The sequence below is a fragment of the Paenibacillus sp. 05T425 genome, assembly GCF_056396205.1.
Map to the genome: position 1 here is coordinate 243,417 of NZ_JBFTLA010000003.1, position 19,607 is coordinate 263,023.

12 protein-coding genes are annotated in these 19,607 nt (G+C 49.3%); 11 read left to right on the forward strand and 1 reads right to left on the reverse strand.

Annotation, left to right across the window (positions count from 1 at the left end):
- Positions 1-120: 120 nt before the first annotated feature.
- The 9 genes from purM (at position 121) to AC1DF0_RS07870 (ending at position 16,246) form a co-directional block, all read left to right on the forward strand.
- Positions 121-1,179, forward strand: coding sequence for a phosphoribosylformylglycinamidine cyclo-ligase (gene purM / locus AC1DF0_RS07830; protein WP_477573580.1), 1,059 nt, complete (start codon positions 121-123; stop codon positions 1,177-1,179).
- 242 nt (positions 1,180-1,421) lie between these two features.
- Positions 1,422-3,803: a glycoside hydrolase family 95 protein gene (locus tag AC1DF0_RS07835; RefSeq protein WP_477573581.1), complete on the forward strand. Its 2,382-nt coding sequence runs from the start codon at positions 1,422-1,424 to the stop codon at positions 3,801-3,803.
- Between the two features lie 42 nt (positions 3,804-3,845).
- Entirely contained in the window at positions 3,846-6,689 is a 2,844-nt protein-coding gene (locus AC1DF0_RS07840) for a glycoside hydrolase family 3 C-terminal domain-containing protein (RefSeq protein WP_477573582.1), read from the forward strand.
- 250 nt (positions 6,690-6,939) lie between these two features.
- Positions 6,940-8,736 (forward strand): sensor histidine kinase, encoded by a 1,797-nt coding sequence (locus tag AC1DF0_RS07845; RefSeq protein WP_477573583.1) that lies wholly within the window; start codon positions 6,940-6,942, stop codon positions 8,734-8,736.
- A complete protein-coding gene (locus AC1DF0_RS07850) occupies positions 8,729-10,261 on the forward strand; it encodes a response regulator transcription factor (RefSeq protein WP_477573584.1) in 1,533 nt (510 codons plus the stop codon). The genes AC1DF0_RS07845 and AC1DF0_RS07850 overlap by 8 nt, the downstream gene beginning before the upstream one ends.
- A 243-nt stretch (positions 10,262-10,504) precedes the next feature.
- A complete protein-coding gene (locus tag AC1DF0_RS07855; RefSeq protein WP_477573585.1) occupies positions 10,505-11,464 on the forward strand; it encodes an ABC transporter permease in 960 nt (319 codons plus the stop codon).
- A gap of 12 nt (positions 11,465-11,476) precedes the next feature.
- Complete coding sequence (locus AC1DF0_RS07860) at positions 11,477-12,367, forward strand: carbohydrate ABC transporter permease (RefSeq protein WP_442049236.1); 891 nt, start codon at positions 11,477-11,479, stop codon at positions 12,365-12,367.
- A gap of 70 nt (positions 12,368-12,437) precedes the next feature.
- Positions 12,438-14,144 (forward strand): ABC transporter substrate-binding protein, encoded by a 1,707-nt coding sequence (locus AC1DF0_RS07865; protein ID WP_477573586.1) that lies wholly within the window; start codon positions 12,438-12,440, stop codon positions 14,142-14,144.
- Between the two features lie 77 nt (positions 14,145-14,221).
- Positions 14,222-16,246, forward strand: a complete 2,025-nt coding sequence (locus tag AC1DF0_RS07870; protein ID WP_477573587.1) for a beta-galactosidase — start codon at positions 14,222-14,224, stop codon at positions 16,244-16,246.
- A gap of 534 nt (positions 16,247-16,780) precedes the next feature.
- Here the strand turns inward: AC1DF0_RS07870 and AC1DF0_RS07875 are convergent.
- The gene (locus tag AC1DF0_RS07875; RefSeq protein ID WP_477573588.1) at positions 16,781-17,755 is read right to left on the reverse strand and encodes an IS1595 family transposase; all 975 of its coding nucleotides are present in this window, start codon (positions 17,753-17,755) and stop codon (positions 16,781-16,783) included.
- A gap of 340 nt (positions 17,756-18,095) precedes the next feature.
- On the opposite strand from AC1DF0_RS07875, the gene spoVAC reads away from it, so the two are divergent.
- Positions 18,096-18,587 (forward strand): stage V sporulation protein AC, encoded by a 492-nt coding sequence (spoVAC, locus tag AC1DF0_RS07880; protein ID WP_475820253.1) that lies wholly within the window; start codon positions 18,096-18,098, stop codon positions 18,585-18,587.
- A gap of 1 nt (position 18,588) precedes the next feature.
- Positions 18,589-19,602: a stage V sporulation protein AD gene (gene spoVAD / locus AC1DF0_RS07885; protein WP_442049231.1), complete on the forward strand. Its 1,014-nt coding sequence runs from the start codon at positions 18,589-18,591 to the stop codon at positions 19,600-19,602.
- Positions 19,603-19,607 lie beyond the last annotated feature (5 nt).

Here is a 19,607-nt window from a genome sequence, read left to right on the forward strand (position 1 = left end):
GGCATTGATCGAGATTGTAATCTGTCATCCATTTTATTATTTTTCTGTACATTTGGAAATGACAATTAATCTTTATAATGAGTTTCATGGACAGTATGAATACAGACTGGAGTGGACGTTATGAAGAAAAAGTTTACGTACAAGGACGCAGGTGTCAACATTGATCAAGCAGATGTCGCAAAAACGGAGATGGCTGATATCATGTCGCTTTCGCAAGAGGATCGCCGAGTAATAAATAAACCAGGTGCATTCGCATCGTTATTCGAAGCTGACTTTAAGGGAATTCAACATCCCATCCTCGTATTAAAGGCGGAAGAGCCGGGGTCGAAGCAGCAATTGGCGTTCAAGTATGGCAAAGTAGCGGGCATATGCTTCGATCTGATCAATCATCTAGTGAATGACATTGTTGTGATGGGGGCAAAACCGGAGGCGGTTCTGGATACGATATTATGCGGGAAGATCGAGAAGGACACTGTTGTCGAGCTGGTCAAACATTTAGCGCAAGCATGCCGTGAGCAGGATTGTACCTTAATCGGGGGAGAAACCTCGGAGCAGCCGGGCGTATTGCCCGAAGGTCAATATATGCTGAACGCTTCCGTGCTAGGCGTTGTCGATCGTGACAAAGTGATTGACGGCAGCCGCATTCAAATCGGAGATTCGGTGCTCGCGATCACCTCGAACGGCGTGCATACGAACGGCTATTCACTTATCCGCAAGCTGATCGACGATAAGCCGGATGTTCTTGACCTGACCATCGAAGGCTCAAGTTTCCTGGATGTGATTATGGAGCCGCACAAATGCTATTACCAGCCCCTCAAAGGATTGATATCTAGAAGCGTGAACGATGTAGAAATTCATGGTATGGCGCATATTACCGGCGGAGGGATCGCGGGAAATCTGAACAGAATACTCCCTGGGGGGACCAGCGCGCGAATCGACCTGAGCCGAATCGAGGTATTGCCCGTATTCAGAACGATTCAAGCGGAAGGTCAAGTGCCTATGGAGGATATGCTGCGGACGTTCAATATGGGCGTAGGTCTCACTTTGGTCGCTGATTCGGCATCGATACCTCATATAAAGGCTCATCTAAAGTCATTTGATTGCCATTCCTATGAGATAGGGGAAATCGTGAGCGGCTCGGAGCAGGTACAATTTATTAATCAAATAAAATTAGGATAAGTAGAAGAGCAGGGAGAGCATGAGCACTCCTTGCTCTTTCTTTGCCGCTTCGAAAAGTTTATTATCAAACAAAAATCGGACTGTAAATGTCATCCTGCAATGCTATGATGTGGACAGGGTCAACGCTAATTTTTATATGATTTTTCATGAGATCTTACGGGTGTTGCAGCAGATACATTGTAGCTATGATGAATAATAACCTTCTTTCACAGTTGATGAAAGCGGTAACAGGAGCGAAGCACATGGACAAACAAACAAATAACGAGCAACCGTGGTCGTTATGGTATAAGCAACCGGCCTCATGTTGGGAAGAGGCGCTTCCGGTCGGCAACGGCCGAATCGGCGGCATGGTGTTCGGAGATATCAATCAAGAGCGCATTCAATTGAACGAAGATACGTTATGGTCGGGGTTTCCCCGCGATACGAACAACTACGAGGCGCTTCGCTATTTGAAGCGTGTGCGAGAGCTGCTAGCAGACCATAAATATGTGGAAGCGGAGCAGCTCGTCCAGTCGAAGATGCAAGGGCGCAATACGGAATCATACCAGCCGCTGGGCGATCTGTGGCTGAAGCAAACGTTTGACGGCGGCGGTGAGCAAGAGGCCGCCGAATATATAAGGTCGCTTGATCTCGACCAAGCGATTCAGTCAGTTCGCTTCCGCATTGGCGATACGTTCTATCGCCGCGAGCTGTTCGTCAGCGCCGTCGATCAGGTGCTGTGCGTCAAGTATGAGGCGGAGGGTGAGGGCGGCTTAACGATCGAGGCATCGCTCACATCCCCGCAGCCGAATGAGCTAGGCAGCGAGAAGGACCGCTCGCTGACGCTTGACGGTCGTTGTCCGACGCATGTAGCGGACAACTACTGGGGCGATCATCCAAGAGCGGTGCAATACGAAAGCGACCGAGGCGTTATTTTTCAAGCGCGTCTTGCCGTCCTGCAGGGTGAGAGCGCGATATCGACTGATCAGCACAATCAGCATTGCATGAAGGTGTCGCATGCGAGTTCAATCACGCTGATCTTCTCAGCTTCAACGAGCTTCAAGCGGTTCGACAAGCAGCCGGAGGGCTCAGTGGACGAGCTGAGTGAAGAGAATGATCGAATCTTGGCGGCAGCAACTGCACTCGGTTACGAGAAACTTCGCGAGCGGCATATCGCGGAGCATCAGAAGATGTTCCGCCGCGTACAGCTTCATCTTGGCGAGACGGAGTATGGACAGCTGCCGACGGACGAGCGTCTTGCCGCTTATAAGCGAGGCGAGAGGGATCCAGGGCTGGAGGCACTTTATTTCCAATATGGCCGCTACTTGCTGATGGCAAGCTCAAGGCCGGGAACACAGCCTGCGAACTTGCAGGGGATATGGAATCATCGCATTCAACCGCCGTGGAACAGCGATTACACGACGAACATTAATACACAAATGAACTATTGGCCAGCCGAGCTAGCGAATTTAAGCGAATGCCATGAGCCGTTGCTGACGATGATCGAGGAGCTAAGCGAAAGCGGCTCGCGGACAGCGGCCATTCATTATGGCGCAGAGGGCTGGGTTGCGCACCACAACGTCGATCTATGGCGTGCTTCTACTCCGACCGAGGGTCATCCGAGCTGGGCGTTCTGGCCGTTGGGCGGCGTATGGCTGACGCAGCATTTGTGGGAGCATTATTTGTATAATCCAGAGCTGGCGTTTCTGCGTGACAAAGCGTACCCGATCATGCGCGGAGCGGCATTGTTCTGCCTCGATTGGCTGATTGAGACGGAAGACGGATACGTGATGACCTCGCCATCGACCTCGCCGGAGAACAAGTTCCTGACGGCCGAGGGCGAAGCATGCAGCGTAGCGGTTTCCTCCGCTATGGACATTACGCTGATCCGCGAGCTGTTCGAGCATATGCTTCAAGCGGCCAAGCTGCTTCGTACAGATGAGCAATTGAGTGTAAGAATTGAATCGGCTCTAGGCATGCTGCCGCCGCTTCAGATTGGTGCTAGCGGCATGTTGCAAGAATGGCATCATGCTCTCGAAGAGCAAGAGCCTGGTCATCGTCATGTTTCACATCTTTACGGGATTTATCCAGGGACGGCTATTAACCGCGAGCATACACCGGAGCTGTTAGAAGCAGGCAAACTGTCGCTGGCGAGCCGTATTTCGAATGGCGGCGGGCATACGGGCTGGAGCTGTGCTTGGCTTATTAATTTGTACGCACGCCTGGGCGAGCCGGAGCAAGCCTATCGGTTCATTCATACGCTGCTAGCCCGGTCAACGCATCCGAATCTGTTCGACGATCACCCGCCGTTCCAAATCGATGGCAACTTCGGCGGAACAGCGGGGATAGCTGAGCTGCTGCTCCAAAGTCACTTGGACAACATCGAGCTATTGCCTGCCTTGCCAGAGGCTTGGCCGACTGGTTATATTCGAGGATTGAAGGCAAGAGGCGGCTTCGAGATCGACCTTAACTGGGCAGACGGCAAGCTGATTGATGCGCTTGTTCGCTCAACGCATGGTCAGAATTGCGTGTTGTCTTATGGAGATATGGCTCTTGTCGTTCGCTCAGCGGACGGAGCAGTACTGGATACGAGCAAGCCTTTCCCTACTGTGGCAGGAGAGTCGTATACCGTTACATTGAAATAAAGAAACATCTAGTCACACGAAATAGACGAGGAGAGTGTCTTAATGACGAATCAAACACGTTACCCCTATGAGAATTCGGCTTTGCCCGCGCATGAGCGCGCGGTAGATCTTGTATCCCGCTTTACGCTGGAAGAGAAGGTCGAGTCCATGGTGCAATATCAGCCGGCGATTGAACGGCTTGGCGTGAAAGCGTACAAGCACGGCACGGAGGCCGCTCATGGCATGGCATGGTTAGGCGAAGCGACGACGTTCCCGCAGCCAATCGGACTCGGCTGCACATGGAATCCGGATATTATGAAGGAGATTGGTTCTGCTATAGGGGACGAAGCGCGCGTCTTTTATCAGCGCAATCCGGCAATTAACGGTCTCACGCTGTGGGCGCCGACTGTCGATATGGAGCGTGATCCGCGTTGGGGACGCACAGAGGAAGCATACGGTGAAGACCCGAAGCTGACGGGCGAGCTTACCGCTGGTCTTGTACAGGGCATTCAAGGCGATCATCCGAAATACTTCAAGGCCGTTGCGACGCTGAAGCATTTTATCGGCAACAATAATGAAATCAATCGCGGAAGCTGCTCGGCGAGCATCGACCCGCGCAATATGAAGGAATATTATCAAGCCGCATTCAAGCCTGCATTCGTTAAGGGCGGCGCTCATTCGATGATGACCTCCTACAATTCCGTCAACGGTACGCCGACGATTCTTCATGACGATGTAAACAAGGTCGTGAAGGAAGAGTGGGGCATGAACGGCTTTATCGTGAGCGACGCCGGCGATTTGCTGGGTATCGTGAACGATCACCACTATTATGACAACTACAAGGAAGCGGTCGCACACTCGATCAAAGCCGGCATCGACAGTATTACCGACGACAAGGACAAGTCGTGTGCAGCTATCCGCGAGGCGCTTGCAGATGGGTTGTTAGCGGAGAGTGATCTCGATAAGGCTCTCGTCAATACGTTTCGCGTTCGTTTCATGCTTGGCGAGTTCGATACAGAGGAAGAAGTACCGTATGCGAATACGCCAGAGTCGAAGCTATGCGCGCCAGAGCATGCCGAGCTGTCGCTGCGAGCGGCACGCGAGTCGATCGTATTGCTTAAGAACGAGAACAACGCGCTTCCGCTGAGCAAGGATAAACTTAGCAGTGTAGCCGTTATTGGACCGCTTGCGGATGTTGTGTACCGTGACTGGTATTCCGGCTCGCTCCCTTACAAAGTTACTCCGCTGCAAGGGATTGCAAGCAAGCTGGAAGGGAAGAGCGTCTCCTACAACAGCGGCAATGACCGTATCGTATTGCAATCGGCAGCAAGCGGTGAAGAGCTGCGAATTGCGGCGGACAACGAGAATCGTCTGCAAGGCGCAGGCAAGGGCAGCGCTGGTGATATCTTTGAACTGACCGATTGGGGCTGGGGCAGCTATACGCTGCAGAGCACCGAGAATGGCAAGCTGCTTACGAGCGCCGATGATACGAACATTGCAGCTAACGCGGACGAAGCGTTTGGCTGGTTCGTGAAGGAAGTATTCAAGCTGGATTCGCAAGAGCAAGAAAACGGGAAGTTCGCTCTCCGTACTTGGAATGGCAAAGCCGTCGTTGCTTCGGAAGACGGAACGGGCTCGCTCGTTGTATCTGAAAAGGACAGTGAAGGCGTGACCGGTCAAGCCGGATTGTTCACTAAAAAAATCGTAAGCGACGGCATTGCGGAAGCTGTCGCAGCTGCCAAAGCATCAGAAACGGCTATCGTCTTCGTCGGCAACAATCCGTTGATTAACGGTAAAGAAGAGATTGATCGACCGGGCCTTGAGCTTGCCGCATCGCAGAACGAGCTGATTAGCGCTGTGCATGCCGTGAACCCGAATACGATCGTTGTCGTTATCGGCAGTTATCCATTCGCGCTGAACGAAGTAAACAGCAGCATTCCGGCAGTCGTATACTTGTCCCATGCGGGGCAAGAGCTCGGCAACGCGGTTGCTGATGTGCTGTTCGGCGACTACTCGCCGGCAGGACGTCTGAACATGACTTGGTATAAGTCGGAGGAGCAGTTGACTGACTTAATGGACTACGACATTCGCAAAGGGAAGCGGACATACTTGTACTTTGACGGCGAGCCGCTCTACCCATTCGGTCATGGACTTAGCTACGCTCAATTCTCGTACAGCGGCTTAGAGGTTGCCGATCGCACGAAAGGGCTGGACGGCGAAGTTCAAGTACAGCTTACCGTAATGAATGAATCTTCAGTCCAAGCGGATGAAGTCGTTCAGCTGTATGTTCGCGTCCAAGGCTCGAGAGTGGAACGTCCGCTTAAGAAGCTTGTTGGTTTCACTCGAATTGCGCTGCAGCCGGGCGAATCGAAGCATGTCCAGCTAGCCGTACCGGCTGAAGAGCTAGCGGTTTGGGATGTCACGCGCGACGTATTCTGCCTGGAAACAGCTGAATATACGTTTGTAGCAGGCGGCTCGTCTTCCGACGTTAAGGCAACCACAACCGTTACCATTGCTGGCGAGAGCATTCCAGCCCGCAACGTGTCGCTAGCGACACGCGCGGACAACTATGACGAGTATGCAGGCGTGTACTTGGATGAGAGCAAGGAAGGCGGCTCTTGCGTTCGTCTATCCGGCGATGCAGGTTGGATCGCTTTCAATGACATCGATTGGAGCAATGGTGCAGCGGTAATCGAGGCAAGAGCATCAGGCGGTCAAGCAGGCGGTTCCATTACCGTTCGATCTGGCAGAGAGAACGGCGCCGTTGCGGCTATCCTCGAGGTACCAGCTGGTGAAGAGCAAGCTTGGATTACGGTTTCAGCGGAGCTTAGCGGAGTTGATGCATCGAACGACTTGTATCTGGAGCTAAGCGGCAGCTTAAAGCTGAGCAACTTTCGTATTTACTAAAACAGGAAATTAACCTAATCCTATTGTCAAAGAGATCCTATGGAGTGAACAGCGATACGGCTGCCAGCTCCGGCAGGTCTCTTTTTTTGCGTACATCTCTAATTTACATCTGATAAAATAACTAATAATGAAGGTATGCTCTGAGCAAACATTGTTATATTATATAGGATGCTTCATTTAATAAGCGATGTAACTTCTTGAAATGTGCAATTAAGTAAACGCTTTCCTTGCCGAGGAGGCAGTCCGAACGATGTTCAGCATGAAATCTTTAACAAAGAAAATGAATAATGTCCGCATCAAAAATAAACTCATCTTTTCCTTCGTCCTCGTTGTATTTGTGCCGGTGCTAATCGTTGGCGTGTGTCTTACCGTTGCGTTCAGGCAGAATGTGCTTGATCAGGCGACCCAGCAAATAACGAATAATGTGGAGCGTATTAAGAAGCAGACAACGGATGTTATTGGAATGCCGATTGAAATTTCTGATAAGCTGCTCGTTGACAGCCGTTTGACGAATGTCGTTAATACGCATTACGATTCTACCTTCGAGGTCGTGAAGGCGTTCTGGGATTACCGCGACTTCCGCGATTACATTAAGCTGTACAGCGAGGTTTACAATATTCGTTTCTATACGACCAATATGACGATACTAGACAATTGGGAGTTCTTGAAGGTAGATGACACGATTAAGGCGATGCCGTGGTACAATGCTGCGCTTGCGCAAGAAAACATCATTTGGGCGTATATTAAGGATGAGACAAAAAACAACAATAAATATTTAAGCCTTATTCGTAAAATATCATTCCCGACGTACCGCACGAGCGGCGTGCTCGTCATCGATGTCAATCAACAGGAATTAAATGGAATGATCAGTCAAGAACCGTTCGATACGATGATATTCGATGACAACGGATATATTATTGCTGCCAAAAACACCGATTGGGTCGGACTGAAAATATCCGATCTCGACTTCGCCAGCGAATTAACGGACAAGCCGGAGGGAACGTACGAGTTCAAGTTCGAAGGCAAGCCGTCCAAAGTCGTAATCGAGAATTTGATGCCGCCATCCAGCAGCAACGGACTTAAGATCGTATCGGTATTTACAATAGACAGCATTGTTAGCGGCGCTAACCGAATAAGCTTGCTCGGGTTTGGCGTTATTCTGATCAGTCTTGTTATCGCCTTCATCTTAATTTATTTCTTCTCTGCTATTCTTGCGAAGCGGATGCTTGCGCTGAACAAGGATTTGAACAAGGTGGCGCTTGGCGACTTCAATGTAATCTCCGACGTGAGCGGCAATGACGAGATTGGACTGTTATCAAGACAGTTTAATAACATGGTAGTCAGCATTAGGGGACTCATGGACGAGGTTACCGAATCGCATCAGCAGCAGGCGCAACTGCAATTAAGGCAGAAGGAAATTAAGCTGAAGATGATGGCCAGTCAGATCAATCCTCATTTCTTGTTTAATGCGCTCGAATCCATTCGGATGAAGGCCCATATTAAAGGCGAGAAGGAGATCTCGTACATTGTGCGGATGCTTGGCAAGATGATTAGGCGCAACCTCGAGATCGGAACGAAAAAGATCGCCCTAAAGGCCGAGATTGAGATCGTTCACAGCTATTTGGAAATTCAGAAGTTCAGGTATGGGGACGAACGCCTAACCTTCGTTCTAAATATTGCGCCTCAAAGCGAAGGGATCGAGATTCCTCCGCTCATTATTCAACCGCTTATTGAGAATGCGGTCGTACATGGACTTGAGGATCGAGCAGAAGGGGGCTTCATTTCCTTAATAACGAGCGTTGACGGCAACAAGCTGCGTGTGGAGGTTGCCGATAACGGCGTTGGGATAAGCGAGGAGAGAATGCGCCAAATTAACGAGTCCCTTCATGATATGGAGGAAGAAGATGAATACCGCATTGGACTTCGCAACGTTCATCAACGGCTGATTATGATTTATGGAGAGGCACACGGTCTTCAAATACAGAGCAGTGCTGAGGGTACGCGCATTGCGTTCGAAATACCACTGGGGGGTCATCATTTTGCATAAAGTCATGATCGTAGACGATGAACCGATGATTCGTGAAGGGCTTAAATCAATTATCGAATGGGACAAGTTTGGTTTCACCGTCGTAGGCGAAGCGTCGAACGGGCGTGATGCTTTAACTAAATATCGGGAACTGCAGCCCGATCTTATTCTCATTGATATTCGTATGCCTGGAATGGACGGACTGCAAGTCATTCAAGAAGTGAGGCAAGACGATACGACTACGAACTTCATTATATTGAGCGGTTATGCTGACTTTGACTATGCTAAGCAAGCGATCGGCTTTGGCGTTGACGGCTATATTTTGAAGCCGGTTGACGAGGATGAGCTCGAGACCTATGTAAAGCGAATCGCCGACAGCTTGAAGCGAAGAGGCGAGCAGCAGGCAAGCAGCGAACAGACGATGCTGCTGCGTCGGGATGAATTGCTCCAGAAGCTGGCTGGCAGCCAAAGTTTTGAGGAGACGACATTCGATGATGAAGCACAGGCTCTGCTAGGTACTCCGGCGAAATATTATCAACTTATGCTAATTGAGGTATATAGCCGAGAGCATTCTTTAACGAGAGGCGATACGTTTAAGAAAAAGCTGGCTGAGCTTATCGAGCAGAAAGAGATTGGTTTCGTATTCAGCGCTGAGCCATACATCGGCGTGTTGCTGAAAGATTATTTGTTGCAGAGCGGGTCGCGGGAGCAGATGAATGGCTGGTTGGCTGAGCTATGCGGACCGAATGCCAGGTTTGCGGCAGCGGTCAGCGAGCCTGTACGCGATTGGCGGGAGCTGCAGGACTGGGCCCCCTTTGTCAGCGGCTTGCTGAAGCGAAGGTTTATGCTGAAGGGCGGACAGATTCATACCGCATCGCAGACGCGAGAGGATCATCCAATAGAAAGCGATTTGACTCCAATTATGGAGTCGTTCGCTCAACGTTTCTTTTATATGATCGATATCGGCAGTGCCGAAGGAGTTGAGAAGGCGCTTCGTGAAGCGGAGGCACAGCTAGGAGAAGCTGGCGACATCACTGAACAGCAACTTAAGTCAACCTGGGCGGGTATCGTATCGATGGTCTTGAACAAAGTGTCAACAGCTAATCCGACGTTGCCGATTCAAGAGTATTTGCCGATGATTACCGCACTCTACCTGGAGCATCATTATAATGAGATGCTGGATAAGCTGAATGCCAAGCTTGTTGAGCTAGCTCAGAAGATAGGTAGCTCAGACGCATCTTCGGTGATGAAGCAAATTACCGATTTTATTGATCGTCATTATTATGAGAATCTTAAGCTGGAGACACTAGCCGATCTATTCAATTACAATAGCGGATACTTGGGGAAAATGTTCAAAAGCCATACCGGTCAGCATTTCAATACCTACTTGGACGAAGTCCGTATCCAGCACGCTATTGAGCTGCTGCAGGAGGGGATGAAGGTCCATCAAGTATCCGAGAGAGTTGGATACGCTAACGTTGACTACTTCCACAGTAAATTCAAGAAGTACAAAGGCGTATCTCCTTCTACGTATAAGAAAATATAAGACGGGCTTGCCGATCGTTCACACTCCGAACGAAAGAGGCAGCTCGTTTTTTTTGTTGTGCCTATTGTCCAAATGAAAGCGCTTGAAAGAGCGTATTTTTATATGATTTTCGCACGGATTTGTCGGGTGCAATGTAGTCCGGCCTGTCGGGTATCATTAGGACATAAGAGAGAGGGCAAGCTATAGAAGATAAAAACCAACGCTTGCCAAGCCGACTGTGTTCGTTAAATAGGAGGAGCATTCATGAAATCGCTAACAGCAAAAGACGTTCCGCAGAAAGGGACGAAGAAGTCTTCTTCCGTTTGGAAGAGAGCCCTTCAGCAGCGCTACTTGTATTTGATGTCGCTGCCATTCGTCATTTGGGTCATCGTATTCAGCTACGTACCGGTATGGGGCTGGATAACGGCATTCCAAAACTACAAGCCAAAAAACTCGTTCTTGGATCAAAAATGGGTAGGCTTAGACAACTTTATTGAATTGTTCGGGGATGAACGGTTTTATCTCGTCCTTAGAAATACGCTGGCAATGAGCTCGATGGGACTTATCGTCGGATTTACGATTCCTGTCATATTCGCTCTTTTACTTAACGAAATGAAAGGGCAGTTTTTCAAGCGCTCGATTCAAACGATTTCATATTTGCCCCATTTCGTATCATGGGTCGTTGTAGCCGGTCTCGTAACGAAGATGCTGTCAACGGACGGCGGCGCAATCAATCAACTGCTGATGTCGCTACATCTTATTGATGAGCCGATTCAATTCATGGCTAAAGGCGAATGGTTCTGGGGTATCGTAACCTTGTCGGATCTGTGGAAGGAGCTAGGCTGGAACTCGATCATCTTCTTAGCCGCAATGGCCGGTATTGATCCGGAACTGTACGAAGCTTCGACGGTGGACGGCGCAGGACGCTTCCGCAAAATGTGGCATATTACGCTGCCTGGCATTCGTACGACTTTCATGGTTCTATTCATTCTTTCGATCGGTCACTTGATCGGTATTGGCTTCGAGAAGCAGATGCTGTTAGGCAATCCTCTCGTTACGGATTATTCAGAAGTACTCGATTTGTATGCGCTCAAGTACGGGATACAGATGAGCCGCTATTCGTATGGTACGGCAATCGGCATATTCAACTCCGTCGTCAGCATTCTGCTCGTATTAATTGCGAACGGTATATACAAGCGAGTCACCAAAGAATCAATCATATAGGAGGAGCGGCATATGCAAGGGACTGTACAGAGAAGCAGCGACAAAATATTCGATATATTCATTTACGTAGTAATGGCGATCGTTGGGATCGTAACGTTATATCCTTTCCTTAACGTACTCGCAATCTCGTTCAACGATTCGGTTGATACCGTACGCGGCGGTATAACGATATTCCCGCGGGAGTTTACTTGGAAAAACTACGAGACGATTTTCGGCTTTGAGGGTCTTATCACCGGGTTCAGAAACTCGGTGATCCGGACGGTAGTCGGTACGCTCCTCGGCGTTATCGCCGCTTCCATGCTGGCGTACACGTTAAGCCGGCCCGACTTCCAGGGAAGAAGATGGATGTCCTTCTTGTTCGCCATGACGATGTATTTCTCGGGCGGACTAATTCCAGGCTTCTTGCTTATCAAAAACTTAGGTTTGATCGGTTCGTTCTACGTGTACATCATTCCGGCTCTTCTAAGCGTGTGGAACGTATTCGTAGTTCGTTCCTTCATAGACGGATTGCCTTACGCGCTGCAAGAGTCGGCTAAGATCGACGGCGCGAACGACTGGATCATCTTCTGGCGGATCATTCTTCCGCTTTGCCAGCCGGTACTTGCCACAATCGCGTTATTCATCGCCGTAGGACATTGGAATGCATGGTTTGATACGTATCTGTACAACGCCCGCGTTCCTGGAAATACGACGTTGCAATATGAATTAATGAAAGTACTTCAGTCGACGCAATCGGGCAACAATTATCGCGACCCGAACGCACAGCAAGCGATCGCATCCGTATCTCCGGAATCGATCAAGATGGCGATTACGATCGTCGTTACCGTACCTATTTTGCTCGTCTATCCGTTCCTCCAAAAATATTTCGTCAAAGGAATGACATTAGGCGCAGTGAAAAGCTAACATTGGTAATAGCAGGTTCCCTGTTATATACACAACAATCTTTATACAAGAAAAGGGAGGCTTTAAGGCAATGAAAAGAAAGACACAGTACGCTCTAACGTTGCTTTTGGCGCTTGTGTTCGTTTTCGTAACGGCATGCGGCTCCAACAACACTGGCAACAACAATGGCGAGAATGCCGGCAACGGCACGAATGCGCCGGCAGAATCCGAAAACCTTGAACCGATGACAATCCGTTTCGCTTCCGGTGACGTTAATGCGAACTGGGATGATAATCAAAGCGACATCGGCAAATTTCTGGTAGAAAAAACGGGCGTTTCGATTAAAGCTGAGTTTCCTGTAGGCGGCTCTGACGCTGATATGTTCGCTCTAATGGTAGCAAGCGACGATTATCCAGATCTTGTAATGCCAAAAGGCAATATCGGCAAGCTTGTTGACGCAGGCGCAATGGTCGATCTTCGTCCATTGATCGAAGAGTATGCTCCTAACATCAAAAAGATTTACGGCGAATACCTGGGCCGTCTTGTATGGAGTGCGGATGACGATGCCATTTATACTCTTCCTCTAGATCTTGTTGGCCACACGTATTTCGATGCGGGCGGCGGTTTCCAATTGCAGCACCAAGTGCTTGAAGCTGCTGGATATCCTGAGATCAAGACGGTTCAGGATTACGAGAACGCGATCAAAGCGTACCTCGAGAAAAATCCAAAAACTGAAGACGGCCAACCGCGTATCGGTATGTCCCTGAACGGCGGAGAATGGCAAATTCTGATTTCCGTTACAAACCCTGCGTTCTACGCTACTGGCGCACCGGATGACGGCGAATTCTATGTCAACCAAGATACGCATGAAGCAATCATGCACTACCAACGTCCTGAAGAAAGAGAATATTTCCGTTGGTTGAACCACATGAACGATGTAGGCTTGCTTGACAAAGAAAGCTTCGTTCAGAAATACGATCAATACAAAGCAAAAATCGCTTCCGGCCGCGTTATCGGCTTGATCGACCAAAACTGGGATTACGCAGATGCTGAGAACGCTTTGAAAGCTGAAGGCAAATTCGGTGCGACTTATGCACGTTTCCCAGTAACGCTTAACGATCAATATCAAGACCATTCCTTCCAAGGAACAGGCTACCTGTCCGGTTACGGTGTAGGTATTACGACTAGCGCGCAAGATCCAGTTCGTTTGATCAAATACCTTGACTACCTTGCTTCCGACGAAGGCCAAGTGCTTGTGAACTGGGGTATTGAAGGCAAGCACTACAACGTTGTTGATGGCAAACGCGTTATTCCTGAAGACGTACAAGCTATGAAAACGAACGATAACAACAATTTCAAGAAAACGACTGGTATCGGCAACTACTTCTTGTCCGCTCGCTATGGTGACGGCGTGCTGGATCCCACAGGCAACTACTATACAACGACGTTCCCTGAACAAATCCAGACTGCTTACACTGAAGCAGACAAAAAGACGCTTGCGGCTTACGGCGTAAAAGTGTACAAAGATTTCTGGCCGGCTGACGACGCGTTCCCTGAGCGCAAATACGGCGCTGCTTGGACATTGCCGTTCGAGACTGGCTCCAAAGCGAACGTTATCTTCCAGAAGACACAAGATATTATGAAGAAACGTATCCCTGAAGCAATTCTTGCGAAGCCAGCCGACTTCGACAAAGTATACGATGCATTCTTGAAAGATCTTGAAGATGCAGGCGCAGCTGAGTTGAATGCTGAGTTCACGAAAATGGTTAAAGACCGCGTTGAGCTTTGGTCCAAATAAGCATAAAATAATAAGAAAACGGAGAGCTCATGCAGATGAGCTCTTTCCGTTGTTTAATCGAGGGAGAGAGACAAACGATGATCAACAATAAACTTTCGAAAATTTGGTATGGCGGCGATTATAACCCAGAGCAATGGCCGGACGAAGTGATGGAAGACGATATCCGCATGCTGAAGCTTGCGGACATCGACGTAGCAACGGTTAACGTATTCTCTTGGGCGCGTATTCAGCCGAACGAGGATACATACAACTTTGAGTGGCTTGACCGCATTATGGACAGGCTCTACAAGGACAATATTTATATTACGCTGGCAACGAGCACAGGCGCGCATCCGGCATGGATGGCTAAGAAATACCCGGATGTGACTCGCGTTGATTACGATGGACGCAAGCGCAAATTCGGCGGACGCCATAACTCCTGTCCGAGCAGCCCGACTTATCGTAAGTATTCCGCACTCCTAGCAGAGAAAATTGCTGAGCGTTATAAAGATCACCCCGGACTTGTCGTTTGGCATATTTCTAACGAATACGGCGGCTATTGCTATTGCGACAATTGCGCAGAGCAATTCCGTGTATGGCTTCAGAAGCGGTACGGCAGTATCGAACAGCTGAATTCGGCTTGGTACACGGGCTTCTGGGGTCATACGTTCTATGATTGGGACGAAATCGTTCCTCCGAACGCGCTTAGCGAGGAGTGGAACGGCAACCGGACCAACTTCCAAAGCATTTCGCTCGACTACCGCCGTTTCCAATCGGACAGCCTGCTGGATTGCTACCTTCTTGAGCATGATGCCATCCGCAAGCATTCAAGCAATGTGCAGATTACTACGAACTTAATGGGCACTTACCCTGAGCTCGATTATTTCAAGTGGGCTAAGCATATGGACGTTGTCTCGTGGGATAACTATCCTTCCATTGATACGCCGGTCAGCTTCACCGCTATGACGCACTCGCTTATGCGCGGTCTGAAGAGCGGACAACCGTTCATGCTGATGGAGCAGACGCCAAGCCAGCAGAACTGGCAAGCATATAACTCGTTGAAGCGCCCTGGGGTCATGCGGCTATGGAGCTATCAAGCGGTAGCGCATGGCGCGGACACCGTGATGTTCTTCCAGCTTCGCCGCTCAATAGGCGCATGCGAGAAGTATCATGGCGCGGTCATCGAGCATGTTGGGCATGAGCATACGCGCGTATTCCGTGAATGCGCCGAGCTTGGACATGAGCTGCAGCAGCTTGGAGATACGCTTCTTGATTCACGTAACGACGCTAAAGCGGCGATCGTCTTTGATTGGGAGAACCGCTGGGCTGTCGAGCTGTCGAGCGGACCAAGCGTTGCGCTGAAATACGTGGACGAAGTGCATAAGTACTACGATGCGTTATTTGAATTGAACATTCAGGCCGATATGATCAGCGTAGAAGAAAACATGGATAAATACGATCTCGTTATCGCGCCGGTTATGTACATGGTTAAGCCAGGCTTTGCCGAGAAGGTTGAACAATTCGTTGCCCGTGGAGGTACGTTCATTACGACCTTCTTCAGCGGCATCGTGAACGAGAACGATCTCGTAACGATCGGCGGTTACCCAGGCAAGCTGCGTAACGTACTCGGTATCTGGGCAGAGGAGATCGACTCGCTGCTGCCAGGCCAGACGAATCAAATCGTTGTAACCAATGCGAGAGGCGAGCTGAGCGGCACCTATTCATGCAGTATTCTATGCGACCTTATCCATTCCGAAGGAGCAGAAGTCATCGCGGAATACGGCTCCGACTTCTACAAAGGCATGCCGGCATTGACGGTCAACAAATTCGGTGAAGGCGAGGCATGGTATGTCGCCTCCAGCCCGGATAAAGCTATGCTGCAATCGCTGCTTTCCACCATCTGCAAGGAGAAGGGCATCGAGCCTCTGCTAGCAGCGCCAAGCGGCGTGGAAGTGACTCGCCGTATCAAAGACGGCAAATCGTTTACCTTCGTGCTGAACCATAATTCCGAAGCTTCGGTTGTACAGCTTCAAGATGAGCCGCGCAAGGATTTGCTATCTGGCGAGCTTGTTAGTGGTGAATACAGCGTTGCTGCCAAAGGCGTTCTAATTATTGAGCAATAACACCGAATAATATCGATAACGACGAACCAGACAAGCTCCGTCCTCCAAGCAGCCGGCATATAGTAAGGGGAGAAGCCCACTGCGAGGGGGACGGCAAGATGTCAAGGAAACGGCGTACACCACTATCGTTATCCCTTATTGTACTCGTGCTGTACGTATTGCTCGTTATCCTATTAATCACTTCATGGCTATAAATAAAGGCTAAAATGTTCAGGAATCTCCCATTATTACTATTTAAAGCCGAGCCTACCTCCTATGGAGTTTGAGGCCCGGCTTTTTTATTCTAGTCCAGCAGCCTTCCTCCATTGGCCTCCATGGTTTTTCCTCTTTTACTTTATCTTTTACTTTATCTTTTACTTTTATCTTTTATTTTAGCTTTACACTTTTTAGTTCTCTCTTAGTTGTCTTAAGTTCTCTTTTGCTCCACTCTCCCATTAGCTCAGGAAGAAAACCAAATCAACAGACAGTCAGTCAGTCGACAGATTAATTACAGCAGCCCAGTGTATTCTTCAAATTTGGTCATGTAATAGAAGACTAGATCACTTGATCGATTGCACTGGCTGGATTGAACATGGAGAACCAGTCGATGCGCTGTCTCTCTAGATATCGTTTGTTAACTGCCGATAGCTCGGAATCCGTCCAGTTTGGCTTGTCAGTGTCAGCGCCTTTCTTGGAAAGGCAGAGGCTAAGCAAATGTACGAGTGGGGCACATGATTGGTCGTAAGAAATATTGCGGCGATAACAATACTCGTCCAAATAGGATTGAGCGTATTTCAGGGAAAGTCCGTGAAAATGGTCATTCATCCATTTGAAAGCTGATTGAGCTAGTTGGGGCAGCGTTGCTGTGGAATTAGGAACATTTACATACCAGCGATTAATGGTGAGTTGTTCAAGTTCGGGATGGACATGATCTTTTATGAAAGCATCTTCCATTGAAGAAGAAAGCCTGTTGCGCGCAATGCCTTTTTCTTTTGCCAGTTTTATTTTGAAATAGGAAGAAGATTGGTTCGGTAATGTCCCGCTTGCTGCGATTGCTGCATGCTCCTTATTCTCGCCCACATATGTAGGATGCAATTGCTTCATATATACTTCTAACTTTGCCTCGACAAAACCGTTAAGGAGCGTACGCTCATCATACTCCGATATGGCAGCACGGACTTTGTTAAGCATGGACCAAGCCGTCTTATATGTCACTTGAATCAATTGCGCAAGCTGGACAGCATGAATTCCCTCCTTGCTTGTGGATACAAGGTAGAGAACCAAAAGCCACTTGCGAAGCGCTGTGCGGCTTTTGTTGAACACTGTGTTAGCTGTCAGGGTAGTCTGGTGTTTGCACTTTCTGCATTCAAATAAAGGCTGGTTCCGTGTCGTGATTGTGTATGCGGCAGAATGGCTGCATCGCGGGCAGCAAAAACCGTTAGGCCACTTCCATTCATATATAAATGACAAGCACTGCTGTTCAGTTGCAAAGCTCTGATTGAATTGATCTATGTAAGCCGTTAATGCCATTGAGAGCAACCCTCCTACCAATACATGAGAACATGTGTTCTTATTTAATTATATCAAAAAAGGAATAAATAAACAATATCTGGTTTGCAATGAATATACGATTGATTCATTTAGATCACTCCTGAGTGAAGGGGAGAATGGACTAAAAGGAGAAAAACGAGGATGACGCACTGAACGGAAGAAAGGAAAGTGGAAGAGCTTGGCCGATGTTGACTAGATTGGAATTTGAAGCATAAGTAACGCCGTGGTGACAAATAATGAACGGGAAGACAGATTGTTCTGTCATGATGAACAGGCGGCGTTAATGAGGTAAGCCGCACGAGTGAAGGAGGATGAAGTATTGTCAACGAAAAGCGCGGGCGGTCAAAAGTACAAAAAAATGTCGATGTCGCCTAAGGAATATCAGACATTCGCCAAGACGCGCGAGCCTTCCAGGTCGGTGTTCGCCAATTGCATAAGAGCTTTCATCATCGGCGGCTTAATCTGTGTGCTCGGGCAAGTCATTACGGAGATGTTCGTACATTTGATGGGAATGGAAAGGGAGGCCGCGGGCAATCCGACGGTAGCTGTGCTTATATTGTTGTCTGTTATATTGACGAGCATCGGCGTTTACGACAAGATTGCGCAATGGGCTGGAGCCGGTTCGGCAGTTCCCGTTACAGGCTTTGCGAACTCCATGTGCTCTGCAGCGTTGGAGCATCGAAGCGAAGGCCTTGTGCTAGGCGTCGGAGCTAACATGTTCAAGCTGGCTGGCTCCGTTATTGTTTTTGGCGTTGTAGCCGCTTTTTTCGTCGGTATCGCACATCTCATTCTTGGAACTGGGGGGCAATAAGATGCTGCTCGGCAAACAATCCTGGAGGTTCGACAAACGCCCGGTCATTCTAGGCGCTGCTACTGTAGTCGGGCCCGATGAGGGCGACGGACCGCTTGCCGCCGACTTTGATTTAATACATCCCGAGCTTGATATGCAGCAAAAGAGCTGGGAGAAGGCGGAGCGCCTGCTGCTGGAGCAAGCGTCTGAATTCGCCATTCAGAACGCAGGCATCCAGCGTGACGATCTGCAGTATTACATCGGCGGCGATCTCATGAATCAAATTATTAGCAACAGCTTCGCGGCAAGATCGCTTGGCGTTCCTTATCTTGGCGTGTTCGGTGCTTGCTCGACATCGATGGAGTCGTTAGCGCTAACGGCGATGATTGTTAATGCAGGGGGAGCGCATTATGCGTTAGCAGGTACTTGCAGCCATAACTGTACGGCGGAGAAGCAGTTTCGGTATCCGACAGAATACGGGTCACAGAAGCCGCCAACAGCGCAGTACACCGTTACGGGGGCAGGCGCTGCGGTGATAGCCGCTAAGGGCGATGGCCCTGTTATCGAATGCGCGACGATTGGCAAAATCGTCGATCTCGGCATTAAGGATCCGTTCAATATGGGAGCAGCAATGGCACCGGCAGCGGTCGACACGATTCAGATGCATTTTAATGATACGGGACGAACGCCGAAGGACTATGATTTGATCGTAACCGGCGATCTTGCCGGAGTTGGTCATCCCATCGCGAAGGAACTGCTTATCAAGGACGGGGTGCCGATGGACGATACGGTTTTCAGTGATTGCGGCCTTATGGTTTATGACGTGAAGCGGCAGAAGGTGCAAGCAGGCGGAAGCGGCTGCGGCTGCTCAGCTGTCGTCACCTACGGTCATCTGCTTAAGCGTCTTCGGCAAGGAGAGCTTAATCGGATATTGGTTGTGGCAACGGGCGCTTTGCTCTCTCCCTTATCGTTCCAGCAAGGCGAGAGCATTCCATGCATTGCGCATGCTGTCGCAATCTCGAACGGAGGTGATTAAGCGGT

Coding starts and splice junctions, on each gene's coding strand:
- purM (WP_477573580.1), top strand. CDS start 121: ATGAAGAAAAAGTTTACGTACAAGGACGCAGGTGTCAACATTGATCAA.
- AC1DF0_RS07835 (WP_477573581.1), top strand. CDS start 1,422: ATGGACAAACAAACAAATAACGAGCAACCGTGGTCGTTATGGTATAAG.
- AC1DF0_RS07840 (WP_477573582.1), top strand. CDS start 3,846: ATGACGAATCAAACACGTTACCCCTATGAGAATTCGGCTTTGCCCGCG.
- AC1DF0_RS07845 (WP_477573583.1), top strand. CDS start 6,940: ATGTTCAGCATGAAATCTTTAACAAAGAAAATGAATAATGTCCGCATC.
- AC1DF0_RS07855 (WP_477573585.1), top strand. CDS start 10,505: ATGAAATCGCTAACAGCAAAAGACGTTCCGCAGAAAGGGACGAAGAAG.
- AC1DF0_RS07860 (WP_442049236.1), top strand. CDS start 11,477: ATGCAAGGGACTGTACAGAGAAGCAGCGACAAAATATTCGATATATTC.
- AC1DF0_RS07865 (WP_477573586.1), top strand. CDS start 12,438: ATGAAAAGAAAGACACAGTACGCTCTAACGTTGCTTTTGGCGCTTGTG.
- AC1DF0_RS07870 (WP_477573587.1), top strand. CDS start 14,222: ATGATCAACAATAAACTTTCGAAAATTTGGTATGGCGGCGATTATAAC.
- AC1DF0_RS07875 (WP_477573588.1), bottom strand. CDS start 17,755: ATGGCATTAACGGCTTACATAGATCAATTCAATCAGAGCTTTGCAACT.
- spoVAD (WP_442049231.1), top strand. CDS start 18,589: ATGCTGCTCGGCAAACAATCCTGGAGGTTCGACAAACGCCCGGTCATT.